The 16,848-nt window shown below is 68.3% G+C and carries 26 protein-coding genes; 23 read left to right on the top strand and 3 right to left on the bottom strand.

Going from position 1 to position 16,848, the window contains the following annotated elements; all coding sequences use genetic code 11:
• Positions 1 to 25: 25 nt before the first annotated feature.
• Complete coding sequence (locus ACZ573_RS28075; protein ID WP_471309094.1) at positions 26 to 829, bottom strand: BRO-N domain-containing protein; 804 nt, start codon at positions 827 to 829, stop codon at positions 26 to 28.
• Positions 830 to 1,005: 176 nt separating this feature from the next.
• Between ACZ573_RS28075 and ACZ573_RS28070 the strand changes: the two genes are divergently transcribed.
• Complete coding sequence (locus ACZ573_RS28070; RefSeq protein WP_471309093.1) at positions 1,006 to 1,413, top strand: helix-turn-helix domain-containing protein; 408 nt, start codon at positions 1,006 to 1,008, stop codon at positions 1,411 to 1,413.
• Between the two features lie 56 nt (positions 1,414 to 1,469).
• Here ACZ573_RS28070 and ACZ573_RS28065 read toward each other — a convergent pair whose 3' ends face one another.
• Positions 1,470 to 2,237 carry a GntR family transcriptional regulator gene (locus ACZ573_RS28065; protein ID WP_471309090.1) on the bottom strand — a complete coding sequence of 256 codons (768 nt, stop codon included), beginning with the start codon at positions 2,235 to 2,237 and terminating at the stop codon, positions 1,470 to 1,472.
• 273 nt (positions 2,238 to 2,510) lie between these two features.
• On the opposite strand from ACZ573_RS28065, the gene ACZ573_RS28060 reads away from it, so the two are divergent.
• The 16 genes from ACZ573_RS28060 to ACZ573_RS27985 all read left to right on the top strand — a co-directional run bounded on the left by ACZ573_RS28060 (position 2,511) and on the right by ACZ573_RS27985 (position 10,647).
• Positions 2,511 to 2,738, top strand: a complete 228-nt coding sequence (locus ACZ573_RS28060) for a helix-turn-helix domain-containing protein (RefSeq protein WP_471309088.1) — start codon at positions 2,511 to 2,513, stop codon at positions 2,736 to 2,738.
• Positions 2,735 to 3,109, top strand: a complete 375-nt coding sequence (locus ACZ573_RS28055; protein WP_471309085.1) for a DUF6907 domain-containing protein — start codon at positions 2,735 to 2,737, stop codon at positions 3,107 to 3,109. Before ACZ573_RS28060 ends, ACZ573_RS28055 begins: the two co-directional genes overlap by 4 nt.
• Positions 3,109 to 3,312 carry a hypothetical protein gene (locus ACZ573_RS28050; RefSeq protein ID WP_471309083.1) on the top strand — a complete coding sequence of 68 codons (204 nt, stop codon included), beginning with the start codon at positions 3,109 to 3,111 and terminating at the stop codon, positions 3,310 to 3,312. Before ACZ573_RS28055 ends, ACZ573_RS28050 begins: the two co-directional genes overlap by 1 nt.
• On the top strand, positions 3,309 to 3,494 hold the full coding sequence (locus ACZ573_RS28045) for a hypothetical protein (RefSeq protein WP_471309078.1): 186 nt from the start codon (positions 3,309 to 3,311) through the stop codon (positions 3,492 to 3,494). The genes ACZ573_RS28050 and ACZ573_RS28045 overlap by 4 nt, the downstream gene beginning before the upstream one ends.
• Positions 3,491 to 3,799 (top strand): hypothetical protein, encoded by a 309-nt coding sequence (locus tag ACZ573_RS28040; RefSeq protein ID WP_471309075.1) that lies wholly within the window; start codon positions 3,491 to 3,493, stop codon positions 3,797 to 3,799. The genes ACZ573_RS28045 and ACZ573_RS28040 overlap by 4 nt, the downstream gene beginning before the upstream one ends.
• 5 nt (positions 3,800 to 3,804) lie before the next feature.
• A complete protein-coding gene (locus tag ACZ573_RS28035; RefSeq protein WP_471309073.1) occupies positions 3,805 to 3,993 on the top strand; it encodes a hypothetical protein in 189 nt (62 codons plus the stop codon).
• Between the two features lie 34 nt (positions 3,994 to 4,027).
• Entirely contained in the window at positions 4,028 to 4,309 is a 282-nt protein-coding gene (locus ACZ573_RS28030; protein ID WP_471309071.1) for a hypothetical protein, read from the top strand.
• 31 nt (positions 4,310 to 4,340) lie between these two features.
• Positions 4,341 to 4,508 (top strand): hypothetical protein, encoded by a 168-nt coding sequence (locus tag ACZ573_RS28025; protein ID WP_471309068.1) that lies wholly within the window; start codon positions 4,341 to 4,343, stop codon positions 4,506 to 4,508.
• On the top strand, positions 4,508 to 5,020 hold the full coding sequence (locus tag ACZ573_RS28020; protein WP_471309065.1) for a hypothetical protein: 513 nt from the start codon (positions 4,508 to 4,510) through the stop codon (positions 5,018 to 5,020). Before ACZ573_RS28025 ends, ACZ573_RS28020 begins: the two co-directional genes overlap by 1 nt.
• A gap of 340 nt (positions 5,021 to 5,360) precedes the next feature.
• Positions 5,361 to 5,543 carry a hypothetical protein gene (locus tag ACZ573_RS28015; RefSeq protein ID WP_161294433.1) on the top strand — a complete coding sequence of 61 codons (183 nt, stop codon included), beginning with the start codon at positions 5,361 to 5,363 and terminating at the stop codon, positions 5,541 to 5,543.
• The gene (locus ACZ573_RS28010; protein ID WP_471309062.1) at positions 5,543 to 5,752 is read left to right on the top strand and encodes a hypothetical protein; all 210 of its coding nucleotides are present in this window, start codon (positions 5,543 to 5,545) and stop codon (positions 5,750 to 5,752) included. The genes ACZ573_RS28015 and ACZ573_RS28010 overlap by 1 nt, the downstream gene beginning before the upstream one ends.
• A gap of 27 nt (positions 5,753 to 5,779) precedes the next feature.
• Positions 5,780 to 7,291: a hypothetical protein gene (locus ACZ573_RS28005; protein WP_471309060.1), complete on the top strand. Its 1,512-nt coding sequence runs from the start codon at positions 5,780 to 5,782 to the stop codon at positions 7,289 to 7,291.
• Positions 7,288 to 9,330: a hypothetical protein gene (locus ACZ573_RS28000; RefSeq protein ID WP_471309057.1), complete on the top strand. Its 2,043-nt coding sequence runs from the start codon at positions 7,288 to 7,290 to the stop codon at positions 9,328 to 9,330. Before ACZ573_RS28005 ends, ACZ573_RS28000 begins: the two co-directional genes overlap by 4 nt.
• Positions 9,331 to 9,548: 218 nt before the next feature.
• A complete protein-coding gene (locus ACZ573_RS27995) occupies positions 9,549 to 10,001 on the top strand; it encodes a hypothetical protein (RefSeq protein ID WP_471309054.1) in 453 nt (150 codons plus the stop codon).
• Positions 10,002 to 10,009: 8 nt separating this feature from the next.
• Complete coding sequence (locus ACZ573_RS27990) at positions 10,010 to 10,180, top strand: hypothetical protein (protein ID WP_471309051.1); 171 nt, start codon at positions 10,010 to 10,012, stop codon at positions 10,178 to 10,180.
• Positions 10,177 to 10,647 (top strand): DUF6197 family protein, encoded by a 471-nt coding sequence (locus tag ACZ573_RS27985; protein WP_471309048.1) that lies wholly within the window; start codon positions 10,177 to 10,179, stop codon positions 10,645 to 10,647. Before ACZ573_RS27990 ends, ACZ573_RS27985 begins: the two co-directional genes overlap by 4 nt.
• A gap of 1 nt (position 10,648) precedes the next feature.
• Here the strand turns inward: ACZ573_RS27985 and ACZ573_RS27980 are convergent, their stop codons facing one another.
• The gene (locus ACZ573_RS27980; protein WP_471309045.1) at positions 10,649 to 10,837 is read right to left on the bottom strand and encodes a hypothetical protein; all 189 of its coding nucleotides are present in this window, start codon (positions 10,835 to 10,837) and stop codon (positions 10,649 to 10,651) included.
• A 160-nt stretch (positions 10,838 to 10,997) separates the two neighbouring features.
• Here ACZ573_RS27980 and ACZ573_RS27975 point away from each other — a divergent pair, with 160 nt between their 5' ends.
• From ACZ573_RS27975 to ACZ573_RS27950, 6 genes are all read left to right on the top strand, one after another.
• Positions 10,998 to 11,243: a hypothetical protein gene (locus ACZ573_RS27975; RefSeq protein WP_471309043.1), complete on the top strand. Its 246-nt coding sequence runs from the start codon at positions 10,998 to 11,000 to the stop codon at positions 11,241 to 11,243.
• A 71-nt stretch (positions 11,244 to 11,314) separates the two neighbouring features.
• On the top strand, positions 11,315 to 11,689 hold the full coding sequence (locus ACZ573_RS27970) for a hypothetical protein (protein ID WP_471309040.1): 375 nt from the start codon (positions 11,315 to 11,317) through the stop codon (positions 11,687 to 11,689).
• Positions 11,690 to 11,733: 44 nt separating this feature from the next.
• Entirely contained in the window at positions 11,734 to 14,004 is a 2,271-nt protein-coding gene (locus tag ACZ573_RS27965; protein ID WP_471309035.1) for an SGNH/GDSL hydrolase family protein, read from the top strand.
• Positions 14,005 to 14,071: 67 nt separating this feature from the next.
• Positions 14,072 to 14,428, top strand: coding sequence for an HNH endonuclease (locus tag ACZ573_RS27960; RefSeq protein ID WP_471309032.1), 357 nt, complete (start codon positions 14,072 to 14,074; stop codon positions 14,426 to 14,428).
• Between the two features lie 260 nt (positions 14,429 to 14,688).
• Positions 14,689 to 15,159, top strand: a complete 471-nt coding sequence (locus tag ACZ573_RS27955) for a phage terminase small subunit P27 family (RefSeq protein WP_471309029.1) — start codon at positions 14,689 to 14,691, stop codon at positions 15,157 to 15,159.
• Positions 15,160 to 15,178: 19 nt separating this feature from the next.
• A complete protein-coding gene (locus ACZ573_RS27950; RefSeq protein ID WP_471309026.1) occupies positions 15,179 to 16,843 on the top strand; it encodes a terminase large subunit in 1,665 nt (554 codons plus the stop codon).
• The last annotated feature ends 5 nt before the right edge of the window (positions 16,844 to 16,848 follow it).

Below are 16,848 nucleotides of genomic sequence, written 5' to 3'. Positions count from 1 at the left end.
TGGGGGCCTTCTGGCGTGTCCGGGGTCAGGCGCTGAGCGCGATCTGATCCCCGTGCTCGAACGCGGCGATCAGGTCAGACATCCCTGCGTACACCTCTTCGAGCAGCGGACGGTCCTCGTCGGAGTAGACGGCGACCTTGTCGATCCGCGAGCCGGCCGGACCGGGGATCTTCTCCGGGCGGCGGCCATGCCTCTTGAAGAACGCGTTCGACACCCGCGCCCCGAAGCCCGACTGGAACTTCGCGACCGTCTTCGCCTTGTGGCCCTTCTCCGCGAGGAACGTCGCCGCGTACAGCGGGGTCTCCCCAGGCTCAAGCTCCGGACGCTCACCCATCGCGCGAGCCAGGATCACCTTCGCCGTCGCCGTCGCGTAGGGCTCCGGGAGGGCAGGGCGGAGGATCGCCAGGATCTCCGCCTGATCCCGGTACGCTACGGGGCCAGCGGCGGCAGTGATCTCAAGCGGGGCGGCAGCAGGGACCACATACTTACCGGTCTTCCGAATCGCCGGCAGGACGTCCCGAGTGATCCAGCGCTTGAACGCCTTGGCCTCAGGCTTCCGGCTCCGGAGGATCATCGAGTAGAGACCCGATTCGTTGACGACCGACATGGAACGCTGACCACTCTCCACATTGTGGAGAGTGCGTTCGTCGTCATCCAGGTGAGCGAGTGAGCTGTGCAGGTTGCTCAGGTTCAGTGCAGACGCGACGTCCGTGGCGACCCACCAGGGCTCGCCATCGCGCATCACGGTACGGACCTCAGCCCCCTCGAAGGTGAAGCGTTCGACGCCCCCGCCATCGCTTGAACCGTCGAGAGGTGCGAGCATGGTCATGGTCTCTCCGATCTGTGGACACAGTGGATTGATCGATGGGCCCACCCGGTTCTTGGTCGTTCGGGGTGGGCCCTCTGCGTCTCACGGTAGTGGCAACATCGGCACTTTCGCTACAACTTCGCCCAACTAGATCGCCAAAGTTGATTCGACCTAGGCCAAGTTGGCATACTGTTGGCATGACTCAGGCCAATGATCGTGACCACGACCGGCTCGCCACGCAGGTCCGAGCCCGCCGACTGGAGCTTGGGCTCAGCCGCGCCGGCTTGGCGGAGCGCGCGGGCGTCTCGAAGGGAACGTGCCTTCGCGTCGAGGAAGGGCAGCCGATCCGCGACACCAGCTACGCAAAGATCGACGCGGCCCTGAAATGGGCGCCTGGCTCGTGTGCCGCGATTTATGTCGGAGGGGACCCGACTCCTGCAACTGGACAAACGCCCCTCATCGAGTCTGTGCGGTTGATCAACGAGGAGGACATTGGCGATGCCGTGATGATCATGGCCGTCAAGAATTCCGACCTCTCGGCAGCCGAGATTCGTGCCATGAGAGACGGGGTCATTGAGGAGCTCAAGCAGCGCGGCTTGCTGTAGCGACACGAGAAGGGCCCGACCGCATCGCGCGGTCGGGCCCTTCTTTCGTTCCGGCGCTACTCCGCCGCTCCGGGCGGCGGGATTGGGATGGAGTAGCTGAGCGTGTACTTGTCTGCGGCGACGACCATGTCGCATGTCTCGACAGGGCGTTCGTCAGCAAGATACGTGCGGGTGATCGTTATTACCGGCACCCCGGGTGCAACACGGAGAGCCTCCCCTTCGTATGGACGCGGGGCCCGAGCGTTCACCTCTTCGACGACCTGCGTGATGTGCAACCCGATGGAGTCGAAGCGGGGGATGACACCGCTCACAGGACCCCCTTCCGGCTGCTCGATCGGAGTGCCCTCGGTCAGGGAAGACGGCTCATAAGACGTCGACAACATGATCGGCTCATCGTCGGCCAAGAAGGTGTAGGTCGTGCGGACCACGTCGTCGCCGGGCTGAATAGCGAGCCGCTCAGCGATGACCTTCGTGGCGGTAGTCCTTCGGGTCTGATACTCCCACTCTGAGCGCCGCCCCTCCGCTTCGGCGGCACGCTTCATCGGCGAGGCGGTCGGACGCTTGCCGTACAGGTCGCCCGAGATCCGCTTTCGCGGGGGAGTCTGCTCTCGCACAAACGTGCCAGCCCCCTGTCGCTTAATCACGAGCCCCTCGTTTTGCAGCACCTCCACCGCGTTGCGGATCACGATGCGCGACACGCGGTACTCGGCCATGAGGTCGACCTCGGTGGGCAGCCGATCCCCAGCCTGGAGCGCGCCGTCGAGGACCTGCTGCCTGATGTCGTCGGCGATCTGCTGGTATGCCGGCTTGCCCTGATATGCCACTTTGCCCCTTCCTTGGCCATTGGTCACAACAAGTGAACCACGCGGCTGAGCTGCCCATCTACAACCGATTGCGTGACGGCGCGCTCACACCCTTGCGCATCTTCGGCTATTCGTCATAACCTTTGACGTGTCGGCAGGAACAGCGAAACCGGCAAGTTCAGCCACGCCTCAACAGCAAAGGCCCCGACGGGGAGTTCTCGGTGCTACCAACACCGAGCCCGTCAGGGCCTGCGCATCAGAGATTGGGTCTCAGAGATGCAGCACGAGCTTACCGTGTCTGCCCCACAGCAGGCACGCGATGGCCGTCCCCTGGGGGTCAGGGTCATCGCCACCGCCCTCCGAGTCGACCAGACCACGGTCTACCGAGAGATCAAGTCGGGTCGTCTCCCCTCCTACCGCGTCGGCTCTGGCCGCGGAACGATCCGCGTCAGCAGGGCCGCGTTCATGCAGTACCTCGACGACCGCGGGATCCCGGCGAGCGAGTTGGCGGTGGCGCTGTGACCACCGCCCTGCCCCGCCTCGTGCCGGCTGTCGTGAGCGGTCAGCAGATTTACATCGAGTGCCCGTCCTGGTGCACCGTCGATCACGTCGCATCCCCCGAGGGCCACCTTGAGGACGTGTGGCATTGCGGCGACTACGCCGATCTCAACGCGCCCCGCATCGGCAAGGACCCCGAGCTGGCCCTGTTCGCCCGCCTGGGGATCGACCCCTACGCCTCCGAGCCGGAGCGTCGCCAGGCATTCGTCACCGTCGATGACGGCGGCGAGGGCTACTACATGGCCCCGGAGCAGGCGGAACAGTTCGCCGACAACCTCGAAGCCTTCGCGGAGCAGATCCGCAGCATGGCGCGGACCGCAAAGGACGTGGCGTGATGCCGAAGACCATCCACCCCACCCCGATCCGCCCCGTCGACTCGGACCCGTCCATGGAGGAAGCCCTTCGCCGGGCTCGCCGCCAGCAGGCCATCGTTCACTCACTGAAGGCCGCCGACCTGTCCGACGAGGCGGGGGAGCCGGCTTACGCCGCTGGCTTCCGTGCCGACGCTGACCGGATGCGACGGGAGCTCGCGTCATGAGCGGCCTCACGCCGAGCCAGCAGGCGACGGTGGACAGCGCCCGCGAGGCGCTCACCCGATCACATGAGCTGCCCATCGGTACCGCCAGCAACCGCGAACTGTGCTGGAACATCGGCCGGCTTGAGGTCGGCCTCGAGCAGGCGCTGCGTCTTATCGACGAGCTCCGCCAGGTGTCGTCATGAACGCCTCCGCCCAGTCGCCCTGGAACTGGGGCGAGGAGATGCGCCGGGCGCGGCTCGCGTTCTTCGAGGCGGGCGGTCTCTCTGCCGCTTGGTCTGAGGAGCGCCGAGGTGACGGCAAGGCCGCCCGCATCGGACAGATCCTCATCCACCCGGGCATCGCGCCGACTGCCCTCCCGCAGTACCAGCTGTCCGCCCGCCTCGCCTTCGAGACGGCCGCCGCCAGCAACATCCAGCCCGGCGACTGCCCGTGCAACTGGTGCGGGCAGGGAGGCAGCGACCCCATCGACCCGCAGGACGAGGAGTAGCCGCCGTGATCGCCAGCACCCCCGTACCGCAGGACGAGCGCGAAGCCCAGGCCCGCACTCTGGCCGCCCGGATCGTCCTCCTGCTCGACCAGCTGGACGACCTCGACGTCGGCACCACGACCGGCGAGCTCCACACCCCCGCCGGTGTCATCCGGCGGACACCCGACCACGGCTGGAACATCAGCGGCCGCTAGACCCCACCCCGGCACGACCAACCGGAGGACCGTCATGCCCGAAACCGCCTGGCCCGAGGGCGTCATCGCCCGCTACCTGACGAAGGCCGCCGAGATCCTCGGCGACGACGACATCACCGTTGACGTCTGCGAGACGGAGCACGGCTACGAAGCCCGATGCCGCGGCTGCCAGTACGTCAGCTTCGACTACACCCCCGAATACGTGTCCAGCGTTGTCGGGGACCGGATCGTGGCCCGGTCGACGGATCGCCTCGCCTCCGACTGTGCCCAGGCCCACGCCGAGAAGTGCCGGGCCGTGCCCCGACCCACCGCCTGACCTCATCCCCGCCTGACCATCGGAGACTCCCATGCTCGAGACCCGCCTCATCAGCCAGTACCTGACCGCGCTCCGCACCAACGACTACCTCGGCCAGACCCGCCTCCTGGCCGTCGCCGCCGACTACGACCACCACAACGGCTCCGGCCTCGTCGAGCAGCTCGAAGCGCTCAGCGTGAACGGGCAGGAGGCCGCCTGATGGACGTCGCCGGCTACCGGTTAGCGCGCCAGTACGGGCCCATCCTCGACCGCGTCCAGTCCATCGCTGACCAGGCGGCCTTCCTCGTCCGGCAGAAGGTGCGCGGCCAGATGCCCCTGACCCACATCGTTGTGGCCGCGAAGAAGCACTGTCCCGAGGTCGTCATCCGCTCCCAGCAGCAGACGATCAGCACGACTGCATTGCCCACGAAGGCTGAAGCCTGCGACTACCTCGGTATCACCACCGTCAGCCCGGCCGGTGTTCTCGTCGTCATCAATGCCGGGTCGGCCGGCTCGAACCAGCGAATGCTCGACGAGACCGTCATCCACGAGTTGGTGCACGCCGTCCAATACGGGCGACCCGGGATGCGGGAGACCGCCGTCAAGGGGCTCCGCAACAACTACGGGATAGAGCGACTGACGCTTCCGAAGGGCTGGAAGCTCAACCGGCAGATCGGCCGGGACGAGCGTGAAGCCGAGAGCTACGAGTATCTCGCCCGGCAGCTCCGCTGACCGGTTGCCCGATCCGTCCGACAGGTGCGGGCGGTGAGGGGAGCCGGGACAGCCCCGGCCCAGGGAGGGAACTCATGCCTACCGATCGAGAGCCCGACACTCTGACGGATCGCGCGGGACGTGTCTGGACCCGGCGCCACTCCCAGTACCCCGGCGATCCGGTCCGCTACTCCACCACCGGATCAGTGCTCGCACTGAGTGCTGAAGAAGTACGGCAACTCCCCCAGGGAAGTCGCCTCCGGTACTGACCGTAGCCCGCTCCGCCCGTCTCGAACGGGCGGACTGGAGATCTGTCAGCACCACCGCCCGACACCCCGCCTGACCAACGAGGAGCCTCGCCATGCCCATCTTCCGCCGCAAGCCCACCGGCACCCGCCCGACCGACGCCCAGGTCCGCGCTGCCGCCGCCGCCGTGAACCGCGGTGACATCGCAGCCGCCAACAAGGTGTGCGAGGACGCCGGCGACTACCAGCAGGAGACCGCCATGCGGATCTTCCGCTACATCGATGTCGAGGCCCCCTGATGGCCGGCCACACCGGCCTGATGGCGGCAGCCCGCCGAGCCCGGGTCCTCGTCTTCTTCGGATTCCTCGCCTGGATGTTCGGGATCAACCCGCCCGGCTGGCAGCGCCTCCTCCTCGCCGTCCTCGCCCTGGCCGCAGTCGCCGCCGACATCTACCTCGACGGCCACCTCAACACCCGCACCAAACCCCGCTACGAAACCGCCGCCTAACCCCCACACCACGAAGGGACCACGACCGTGAGCAGCGACCACCGCTCCTGGCAGGAGCGCGACGCGGACGCCGAGGCGACCCGGGTCAAGGCGGCCACCGCGGCGGCCGACGCGGAAGCCGAACGCCGCCGGCGGGAACTCCTCGACGCACCGAAGATCGCCGCGGCGCAGGCCAAGGCCGAGGAGATCCAGCGGGCCGCCCGCGAAGCCAAGGAAGCCGCCGACAAGAAAGCCGCCGACGACCTTGCCGCCGAACAGGCCGAGCGTCGGCGCCAGGCCGACATCAAGAAGCGCGACGCCAAGGCCGCCCAGGCCGTCAAGTTCTTCGCCGTCGCCTGCTTCCTCGTCGCGATGCCGCTGCAGCTGCGGGCGTTCTGGTCCGCGGACCGGCCATGGGACATGCTCGCCCCGCTGGTCCTGGAGTCCGCCGCCTGGGTGATGATGCGGCAGGCAGAGGCGGCCATCGCCGCCCGCCGGACCGTGTGGCAGTACCTGACCGGTGCCGCCATCGCCGCCTCGATCGCAGCCACCGTGAACGTGTACGACGGTGCGACCCACGCCGGCATCGGGATGACGTTCGGTCTCGTCGGCGGCTTCTGCTCCCTGGCCGGCCCCACCGTGTGGGCGGTCCACGAGTTCGGGGCCCGCGCCAAGACGGCGAAGGCCACCCGAGCCGAGCGGAAGCTGGCCGAGCAGCAGGCGAAGCAGGCCGCCGCCGAGCTGGAAGCCGTCAGGGTGCAGGCCGAGGCGGACCTGGCCGCGAAGAAGCTGGACGCCGAGACCCGGCTGAAGATCGAGTCTGACAAGCGGGCCGCCCACGAGGCGAAGGTCGCCGCGGACAAGGCTGCAGCCGACGCCGTCCTCGCCGCGCAGGACGAGCAGCGCAAGACCCTCTACCCGGGGGCGTGGGAACAGTACGAGCTGATCCTCGCCGCGAACCCCCTCGGTTCCATCAGCCGCGACCGTGCATGGGACGAGGCGCGCCGAGCCGACGCCCACCCCGACGTGTGGCAGCGCTACCAGATCCTGACGCTGAACGCCCCCGCCAACACCAAGAGCTTCGACCTGTGGGCCGAGGCGTGGAGGTCGGAGAAGGGCCTGCCGCCCGGTCACACGATCGAGGGTCTCGCCGCGAAGCTGGCCGCCCGCGAGTACGTCGACCAGACCCTGGCCGAGCATCTCGGAGTGGCCGAGAACCTGGCTGTCGAAGAGCTCCTCGCCGACATCTTCGGCGGCCGCGGAGACAGTGGCGGGACGCCTGCCAAGGGTGGCCCCAGGAAGCCGGGCGACGGCCCCTCGAAGGGTGCTACAGGCCTTGTGAATATTGGACGGGAGGGGGATACAGCCTCGCGCTACAAGCACGACACAGACCCCCTCGCGGACGTCGACCTCGAAGCTGCCCGGCAGCTCCACGACTTGGCCCCGGAGAAGTTCTCAACGCCTGCCGTCGCCAAGCTCCTCGGCCGCTCGCCCAACTACGCCAAGCGCGTCCGCGACGCCATCCGTGACGCCGTCAACAACCCGAAGGAGGAGCAGTGAGCACCGCCGCGCAGCACCCGCACCTGACCGTCGTCCCCCCGATGCCGACCGTGGCACCGGCCCCCCTCGAGGGTGTCGTAGCCAAGGACGCCCCGATCGCCCTCCGGTCCGACAGTGGCATCGCCCGAGTCGTCGAGCACGTCCGGCAGCACCACGGCTATGCGCCGCTCGTCGGCCGCGGCTACGCCCGGCTTGGCCGGCGTTGGCTCGCCGGACTCCACGACTACCACCCGCACATGATCGCCACCGCTGAGCAGGCCCTCAACGCGACGCAGGACATCGCGGAACAGAAGGGCCTTCGCATCGAGGTCGAGGAGCGGCGGGCCCGATACCGCCGACACCGCTTGATCTACACCACCAAAACCGGCATGTGGGCCACCACCGCCATGACCGCGGCCGGCGTCGGCACCCTCAGTGGCGGCCTGGCGGTCAGCATCGCCACCGCCGTCGGCGCCTACCTGTACGGCATCCGTCACGGCATCGGCGATGAGCTCGGCGTCGGCACCTCGCAGACGACGCTGGAACTCGGCAGCCCGCCCACGTTCGAAGGCGTCACGGCCACGGCGGGCGGCATGACCATCGAGCAGCTGCCCGCCGACACCAAGCCATTCCCTGTCGCCCAGGCAACCACGCCCCAGCAGCTGGCAGTCTGCGTCCTCGCCGCCCTCCTCAAAGAAGGAGTACCTGTCGCCGAGGTGTTCGAGATCAGCCGTCACGTTTGGGGATGGCAGTGCACCGTCCGCGTGAGCGAAGGCACCCCCGAAGCGATCATCAAAGCTGCCGGTGGCCTCGAAACCAGCTTCGACCTCGGAACCAACCGGCTCCGGATCCAGCCCATCAAGGCGCGCCGCGCCTGCGCCACCCTCCGACTCATCGAAAGCGACCCCTTCGTCACAGCACCCGCCCCGCCCTACCGCGCACCCAAGTCGATCAGCATCACCGATCGGGCCAGGGTGGGCACCTCCATCGGCGGCGATCCGCTCGAGATCAGCCTTGCCGGCGTCATGGGTCTGATCGTCGCATCCTCCGGCGGCGGCAAGACCGGCATCCTCCAGTCCCTCGGCGAAGTCACCACCGCCTGCCGCGACAACATCACCATCGACATCGACCCGTTCGGCGACGGCCTCGAAGACCTCCACGACGGAGTACGCCTCACGGCTCGCACCACCGAGCAGATCGAAGCCGTCCTCGCCTTCCTCCTCGTCCTCGCCAAGGGTCGAGCTCGCCTCCGCCGCAAGCTCGGCATGGGCAACAAGTGGCGGCCCAGCCCCGAACACCCCGCCATCACCGTCATCTTCGACGAGTACCCCAAAGCCTCCGAACTGGCCCAGCTGCTCGCGTTCCAGCTGCTGATCGTCGGCCGGAAGGAATGCGTCGAGATGGAGCTCGCAGCACAGGGAGGCACGATCGACTTCCTGGGAAAGAACATCGCCCAGATGATCGCGCTCGCCCTGGTCGGGCCCTGCCGGCGGGTCGACACGAACGCCGTCTTCGGAGACGGTGCCGCGGCCGAAGGCTGGTTGCCCCACCGGCTCGACCCCGCCACAGACACCGACCCCAAGGACGCGGGCCACGTCTTCGGCCAAGGCGTTCCCGGCCTGGCCAACCAGGCGGTCGAGTACGCCATCCACCACTTCGACGCGGCCACCCTCCGCAAGCTGGGAGCCGAGCGCCTGGCCGCCGGGCTGGTCGAGCTGGATCAGGAGTCCATCGCGGCCATGGCAGACGTCGACCTGCCGGAGATCTCGAACTTCCCCAAGGTCCTGTCCTGGTCGGCGCTGTTGCACTTGTGTGGCGCCCAGCCGGCCGCAGGACACGCGACCGCCCACCCGATCGTCGCCGAGGCGCTCGCCGTCATGGACGAGCGGCAGGTCGACCGGATGCGGACCGAGACGCTCGCTGCGGCGATGCACCTGACCGTAGGCGAGCTGAAGGCCAAGTTCCGTGAGGCGGGTGTCGGCGAACCGATGCCGATCGGCGAGATCGACGGCCTGCAGAACCCCCGCGGCTACAAGCGGGACATGCTCAACCGCGCCTGATATGCGCAGATCGCACCTCTGATCGGGCTCTGCTCGGCCTGCTCCACCGCAGGTCAGAGCCCGATCGGCCTCTGCTCGCCTGCTGCTCGCGACGACCGCCGAGCAGCCCCCGAGCAGCCCCCGAACAGACCGCGAGCAACCTCTGACCTGCACCGGAGCAGAACGAGCACACCCTCGAGCAGAGAACAAACCACCGCATACCGACCAAGGAGAACGTCATGGGTAAGAGCTGGACCACCAAGCGCCGCGGAGACGAGAAGGACTTCCTCCGCTCCCTCCACAAGGGCAAGACCGTCTACGTCATCAACACCCCCGAGCACGGCGGCAACGCCCACCTGTGGAACCACGCCCAGACCTGGAGCGAGCACACCGTCACCGGCAAGCATCCCCTCCTCGGCGGCTGGCAGATCGGCAACAACACCAGCGCCGAGACCTTCTTCCGCTGGGCCGGCACCGTCTACGACACCCCGCCCCGCGGGATTCCCCACCACTCCGACCCCGGCCCCGACTGCCGCGACGAGGGTCTCTACGGAATCGGCCGCGGTCAGGAGTTCAAGGGGACGTTCGGTTCGCAGAACGACGGAGCCGAGGAGATGGAGCGCCTGGGCGCCGAGGCGGCTGCGCGAGCCAAGGCCGACAAGAAGTCCGGCGCCCGCAAGGGGTGGTGGTGATGGCCGGGATGACCGACGAGCAGTGGATCAAGCAGAACTCTAACCTCAGCCTCACCCGCGCCCGGCTCCTCGGCCTCTGTGGCAAATGCGGCGGCAAGGGCAAGCTGTGGTGGGTCTTCGGTGGGGAACGAGGCGTCGTCGAGTGCGACCTCTGCCGCGGAACCGGGAAAGCCAAGTGATCGCCCTCGCCCCGGCCGCCGTCCGTGTGACGGCGGCCCCGGCCCTTACCCTCGACGAACGGCTGGCCTTGGCCGGCCTGGCCATGGACGACCACCTCGACCGCGCCGGGCTCGCCATCGCGATCCGTACCGCCCCGATCGAGATTCCCGAGATCCTCGTCGACCCGCTCCCGGCCACCACGCCGGCAACGACACCAGCCACCCCGGCCGACGTCCTGCGGCACGCCGGCAGCCTGATCCGGGAGCACGGCTGGATCCGCGGCTACGTCGGCAGCGCGGCCACCGGCTACTGCGTCATCGGCGCCATCCGCACCGCGGCCGGCGGCAACCGCGGCCTCGAAGACTCGGCCGAGGCTCTCCTGCTCGACCGGATCCGCGCCGAACAGCCCGACATCATCTCGGCCGGCGCCTGGAACGACGCCCAAACCGGACCCGGACCCGGACCCGTATTGCGGATGCTCAGCTGACCTACCGCTCGACCAGGCCCTCGCCATCCGCGGGGGCCTTCGGCGTGAGGATCGCGCGGGCCATCCAGCCCGGCCCGGACGCCCGCATCGGCGCCGTCGTCGGCGTCGCACCCAACAGCAGACACAACCGGTCCAACTCACGCTGACACTCGACAGCCGTCGAACCGCGGACCATGTACGAGACGCCCATGCCGACATCATGGCGTCCATGGAGACCCCCTTACGTCCATAGCAGGCCTTTCTTGACGGCAAGATCCGGCATATGTCACAGTGCCCTCAGCGAGATACTCGTGTGTCCGCATCCTCAAGCCCCCACCTCGCTGGGGGCTTTTCGCGTTCCTGGGGGTGGCATGGAATTGCACGAGCTGTACCCCGATGACTTGGTCTTCGAGAACGAAGCCACCGAGGCAACCGGGGTCCCCGGGGCCGTTATCCGGCAGTGGGCACGTCGAGGCAAGATCCGCCGCTTCAAGGGCCGCATTAGCGAGTACGCCGGCAACGGACGCGAGCACACCACCATGTACGCGCTCCCCGAGATCCAGGAACGGGCCGCCAACTACCGGCCCGCACCACAACGGAACCCCAAGGCCGCCTGACTCAAACTGCTGCGGGCCGAACCGAAATCGGCCACCATGGGCGCCCCAGAACCGCGACCGAGGGACGCCCCATGTTCGGCAGTAAGAAGACCCCAGAAGAGAAGGCCGCCGCAGCCCGCCTCAGCAAGATCCGAGGCGCAGCAGCCGCAGCCGGAGTCACCATGTTCGGCGGCAAGTTCAAAGCCCCGAACCAGATGGACGTCCCCGTCGAGGGTGCGAGGATAACGCTGGAGCGTGGCGAAGAGGCGAAGGCCCGCATCACCGCCACCCGCGTCGCCCTAACCGGGATCTTCGCGCTCTGGCTGAAGAAGGACATGAACAAGCTCTTCGTCACCATCGAAGGCGCGGGCGGCGAAGTACTTGTCCAACCCGTCGCCGCGGCGAAAGAACCGCAGGCGCGCATCCTGGCCACGCTCGTCAACGGCGAAGCGACCACACCCGAGTAGCCCGGCCGCACGGTGCGGCGGATCCACCCTGAGGGAGGTCCGCCATGCCGCTGCCCGACGGAGTAGAGACCGTCACCATCGAGGACGACCGGGCGCACCCCGACGGCGGCCCGATGCGCGGCAAGGTCATCTTCCGGCCGCGCGTCCGCACCGTCACCTCGACCGAGCACGGCCTGATCGTCATGGGCGACGCGGTGGGCGAGTGGGTGAACGGCACCCTCAGCGTCGAACTCCTCGCGGGCGATGCCGACGGCTTCACCCCCAGCGGCTGGACCTACCAGGTCATCGAGCGGCCCTACGACGCGGCCGGCGACAGCTACGACATCCTCCTCGCCGCCAGCCTCGGCCCCACCGTCCAACTGGCCGATCTCGCGCCGACCAGTCCGGAGCAGGGCGACTACGTCACCGTCCCCGGCCCGGCCGGGCCCACAGGACCGACGGGGGCGACCGGCCCTCAAGGACCCGCAGGACCGACCGGGGCAACGGGACCTCAAGGCCCGGTCGGCGCTACGGGCGCTACGGGATCCGCAGGGCCTGCCGGAGCAGACGGAGCCGCGGGTGCAACGGGTCCGCAGGGGCCCAAGGGCGACACTGGCGACACCGGGGCGACCGGAGCACAGGGACCGCAAGGCGTCCCGGGAGCCACCGGAGCCACGGGCGCCACCGGACCGGCAGGAGCCGACGGCGCCCAAGGCCGTCAGGGCCCGGCAGGAACTGACGGGGCAAGCCTCCGCACCAACGAGGTCCGCATCTCCGACGGCGCCGTCCAGGATCTGGCCAGTGCCGCCTCCTGGACCATTGCGGCTACCAGTGTCGGCACTCAGCTGAAGTGCAGCATCCCCGCGGAGGTCGGCGACCGGATCCGGGTCGACATCGGCATGCTCTACTCGGGCACCCGTTACCTCGATGCCGTCCTCCTTGACTCGGCCGGCGCCATCAACCTCTACGCCGGCACTCTCACCACCAGCCCGCTCGCCGAGGGCAACCCTGAGCTCTACCCCAGCACTTCCTTCGGCAAGGCGTCCTCGGGGATCGTCTTCACCGTGGCGGCCGGGCACCTCTCCGGCGGGCAGGCGACCATCGCCCTCGCCAACCAGGGCACCGGGGCTGGCCGCATCTACGCCTTCTCCGGCTACCCGTTCCGTCTGAGCCTGACAAACCTCGGCCCCGCTGTCGCTCCGACTTCCATCAGCGTCGCCCAGACCGGCACTCCGACCAGCGGATACATCAAGTACGCGCCCGCCGGCGTAGCCCTCACGGGCTCCGACGTCACCGGACCGTTCCGCTACCTCGGGGCGACCGGCTTCCAAATCGGCAGCGGCACCCCGGACAGCAGCAACGTCCTCCCGATCAGCCGCTACCCCAACACCCGCGGCACCCTGTCGTCATCCCAGTCGGTCTGGTCGGTCGAATTCGGAACCGACGCGGCCACGCTGCAGCTCCGCTTCAACTACCAGACCGCGGGCATGTACCGGCTCTGGGTGGACGGCCGCCGCTACACCGATCTCATGCTGCCGATCGGAGGCACTACGCCTGGCAGCACCCATCTGATGACCGTCAACCTCGGCGTCGCGCAGGCCCGCACGGTGAGGTTCGACTTCTACACCGTGCCCTTCGGCGGCGTGCACCTACCGCCAGGAGCGACCATGTGGTCGACCTCCGCGCGCGCGGACCGGTTCATGGCCTTCGGGGACAGCCTCTCCGACGGCTCCAGCATGAACACAGGCGGCGGAGCAGGCACCTGGGCCCACAAGACGGCCCGGCTCCTCGGCTACGACGACTACTGGAACGAAGCCCGCGGAGGAACCGGCTACATCACCTCCGGGAGCTTCACCACCCTCGCAAACCGGGTCGCCACCGACGTCGTCGCCAACGCGCCGACCAAGCTGGTCGTCTGGGCGGGCTACAACGACAACGCGGGCAGCCAGGTGACCATCGGGGCGGCTGCGGCATCCCTGTACTCGACGATTCAGGCCGGCCTGCCCGACTGCGACGTCTACGTCATCGGCTGCTGGTCGCCCACAGGCAGCCCAGGGTCGACCCTGACCAATACGGACACCACCCTGAGGACGTCGGCAGCTGCTGCAGGGCTCCCGTTCATCAGCCCCATCACTGGAGGCTGCTACAACGCCTCAGGGACGCTCGTGGCAATCCATGGGGCATGGATTACGGGCACAGGGCGCGTAGGGGCCACCACGGGCACCGGGAACGCCGATACGTACATCGGTACGGATGCTGTCCATCCCACGGACGCGGGGCATGCCTACCTGGCCAGGCGTATAGCAGCAGCCATCCAGGAACTCACGCCCCCCTAGGGGCTACGCGACACCCCCACCCCCTTCATGGGGGGGCAGGGGGTATCAGGGGGGAAGGGGGCGGGGCGTGCCGACGTCGCCCCCCACGAGATGTGGGGATCCTGAGTGTCAGGAGCTCACCACGCAAGGACGATGCGAGCAGCACCGGAGGAAGGCGTGGGCTAACAAGTCCAAGGCCTGGGGCTCAGGGAGCACGCGCAAGTGGCGCGCATTCAGGGCTCAGAGGCTCGAAGCGGAGCCTCAGTGTCGATGGTGTGGCACGCGGGCCGGCCTTGAGGTTGATCACATCATCCCGCTGTCCGAGGGCGGCTCGAAGTGGGATCCAGCGAACGTTCAGGTGCTCTGCAGGACTCATCACGAGGTCAAATCGGCTCAGGACAGGCGTCGAAGGACTCGTCCGGACGGTCCTGGGCTCACATTTTGACCCTGTACAAGGTCGTTTCCAGGTGGGAAAATGGGCCTCGGATCTCCGTCTTTTGGGTCTCTGAGAACCCAAATCGGCTCCCAAAAGCCCGGATTTACCCCCGGGGAAGCCCCCGGGAGGGGGTAGGGGAGTCAAAATCACCAAAACGGACATCCTGGACAGCGCCGCGGTGAGCTGGGATGGCGCACGCTCAAGCCAAGGACCCCCCTGACCTGCGGTTTCTCCAACCATGATCCGTTACGCTGCGTGAGGGGGTTCCCGTGCCCTCTCCCAAGCCACGCCCGGCCGGCCTCAAGCTGGTCGAGGGCACCCGGCCCGGCCGCGACTCGGGGGGCCGCAAGGTCGCTGAGCCGCCCGCCTTCAAGCGGGTTCCGCCCGAGGCCCCCGAGTGGCTGCCCGCCGAGGCGCGCGCCGAGTGGGAGCGGGTCGTCCCAGAGCTTGCCCGCCTTGACCTCCTCAAGCCCGTCGACCGCTCCGCTCTGACTGCGTACTGCCTTACGTGGGACCGGCTCGTCCAGGCGCAGCGGCAGATGGACGAGGACGGCTCGGTGCTGGCGACCAACTCCCAGGGCCGCGTGCGGCATCCTGCGGTCGCGGTGATCGAGGCGGCGTCGAAGGAGCTGCGGGCGTGGGCGGGGGAGTTCGGTCTGACGCCGTCGGCTGAGTCGAGGGTGGGCCGACAGGGGGACGACGATGGGGACTCGACGAACCCGTTCGCCGGCTCCGGCTGACCTGGGGATTTCCCCGGAGGTGGCCTGGTATCTGGAGTCCCGCGGGATCCCGCTGCCGGACTGTCCGCCGAAGATTCAGACTCCGAACCCGGGCGAGGCCAAGGGTGCGGTCTTCGACCCGGCCAAAGTCGACAAGGTCTTGCAGTCGTTTCACCTGCTGCGGCACACGCAGGGCAAGTGGGCGGGCAAGCCACTGGACCCGGATCCGTGGCAGGTGGCGTACATCCTGGCGCCGGTGTTCGGCTGGGTCCGCTGGGACGACGAGGCCGAGGGCTACGTGCGGATCGTCCGCAAGCTGTACGTGGACGTGCCCCGCAGGAACGGCAAGACGACCCTGTCGGGCGGCATCGCCGTGTATCTGATGGCCGCGGACTCGGAGCCGGGTGCCCAGGTGTACGCGGCGGCCACGTCGGAGAAGCAGGCCCGTTACACCTTCGACCCGATCAAGACGATCGCGGAGCGGGCGCCGGCACTGAAGGGGAACGTCAAGGCGTTCACCAAGAAGATCACGCACCCGGCATCCGGCAGCTACTTCACGGTCGTCTCGTCGGTGGCCGAGGCCCTGCACGGCGCCAATGTCCACGGCGGGATCATCGATGAGCTGCACGTCCACAAGTCGCCCGACCTGGTGGAGACGATTGAGACGGGCACCGGCTCCCGCCGGCAGCCGCTGGTCATCATCATCACGACGGCGGATGAGGGCAAACAGGAGTCGATCTACGATCGGAAGCGGCAGTACATCGAGCAGCTGGCCCGCGGCGCGCTGCACGACCTGGACACCTACGGCGTGGTCTGGGGCGCCGGCGAGGACGACGACCCGCACGCCGAGGCGACCTGGCGGAAGGCAAACCCCGGGTACGGCGTGAGCCCTTCGGCCGCGTACCTTCGCGGCGCTTCGGCCGAGGCTCAGCAGTCGCCGGCCGACCTGGCCAAGTTCTTGCGCCTGCACCTGGGGATCCGCACCAAGCAGACGACCAGGTTCCTGACGCTGGAGGCTTGGGATCGCAACGCGTCCATGGTCGACGAGAAGCGGTTCGAGGGGCGGGAGGCGTATGGCGGCCTGGACCTCGCGAGCTCGTCCGACCTGTGCGCGCTCTGCTGGCTGTTCCCCGACGACTCGACGGGGACGCTGGATGCGGTCTTCAGGTTCTGGACTCCGGAGGACAATCTCCGGGCGTTGGACAAGCGAACCGCAGGCGCGGCCAGCCGCTGGGTCCGCGAGGGCTTCCTGGTGGCGACACCGGGGAACGTCGCGGACTACGACTGGATCAAGGAGCAGATCCGGCGAGACCGTGACCACTTCAAGGTCAAGTCGATCGGCTACGACCCATGGAACGCGAGCCAGCTGACGAACGACCTGGTCAGCGAGCGAGCGCCGATGGTCAAGGTCCGCCAAGGCTTCGCGACCATGAGCCCGGTCCTGAAGGAGATCCAAAGGCTCACACTCCAGGGGACGCCGGAAGCGCCCGCGCTCCGGCACGGTGGCCACCCGGTCGCCCGCTGGTGCGTCGACAACCTGGCGGTGGCCATGGACCCGGCCGGCAACGTCAAGCCCGACAAGGCGAACTCTGGCGACAAGATCGACGGCGTATCGGCGCTGGCCACGGCGATGGCCGAGGTCGTCGCCCGGCCCCCGCGACGGAAGTCCCGCTACGCGGACGACGAAGAAATCATGGTCGTGTAGCGGCC

The organism is Streptomyces sp. NPDC040545 (genome assembly GCF_055595065.1).
This window is presented reverse-complemented; position numbering and strand designations above follow the sequence as displayed.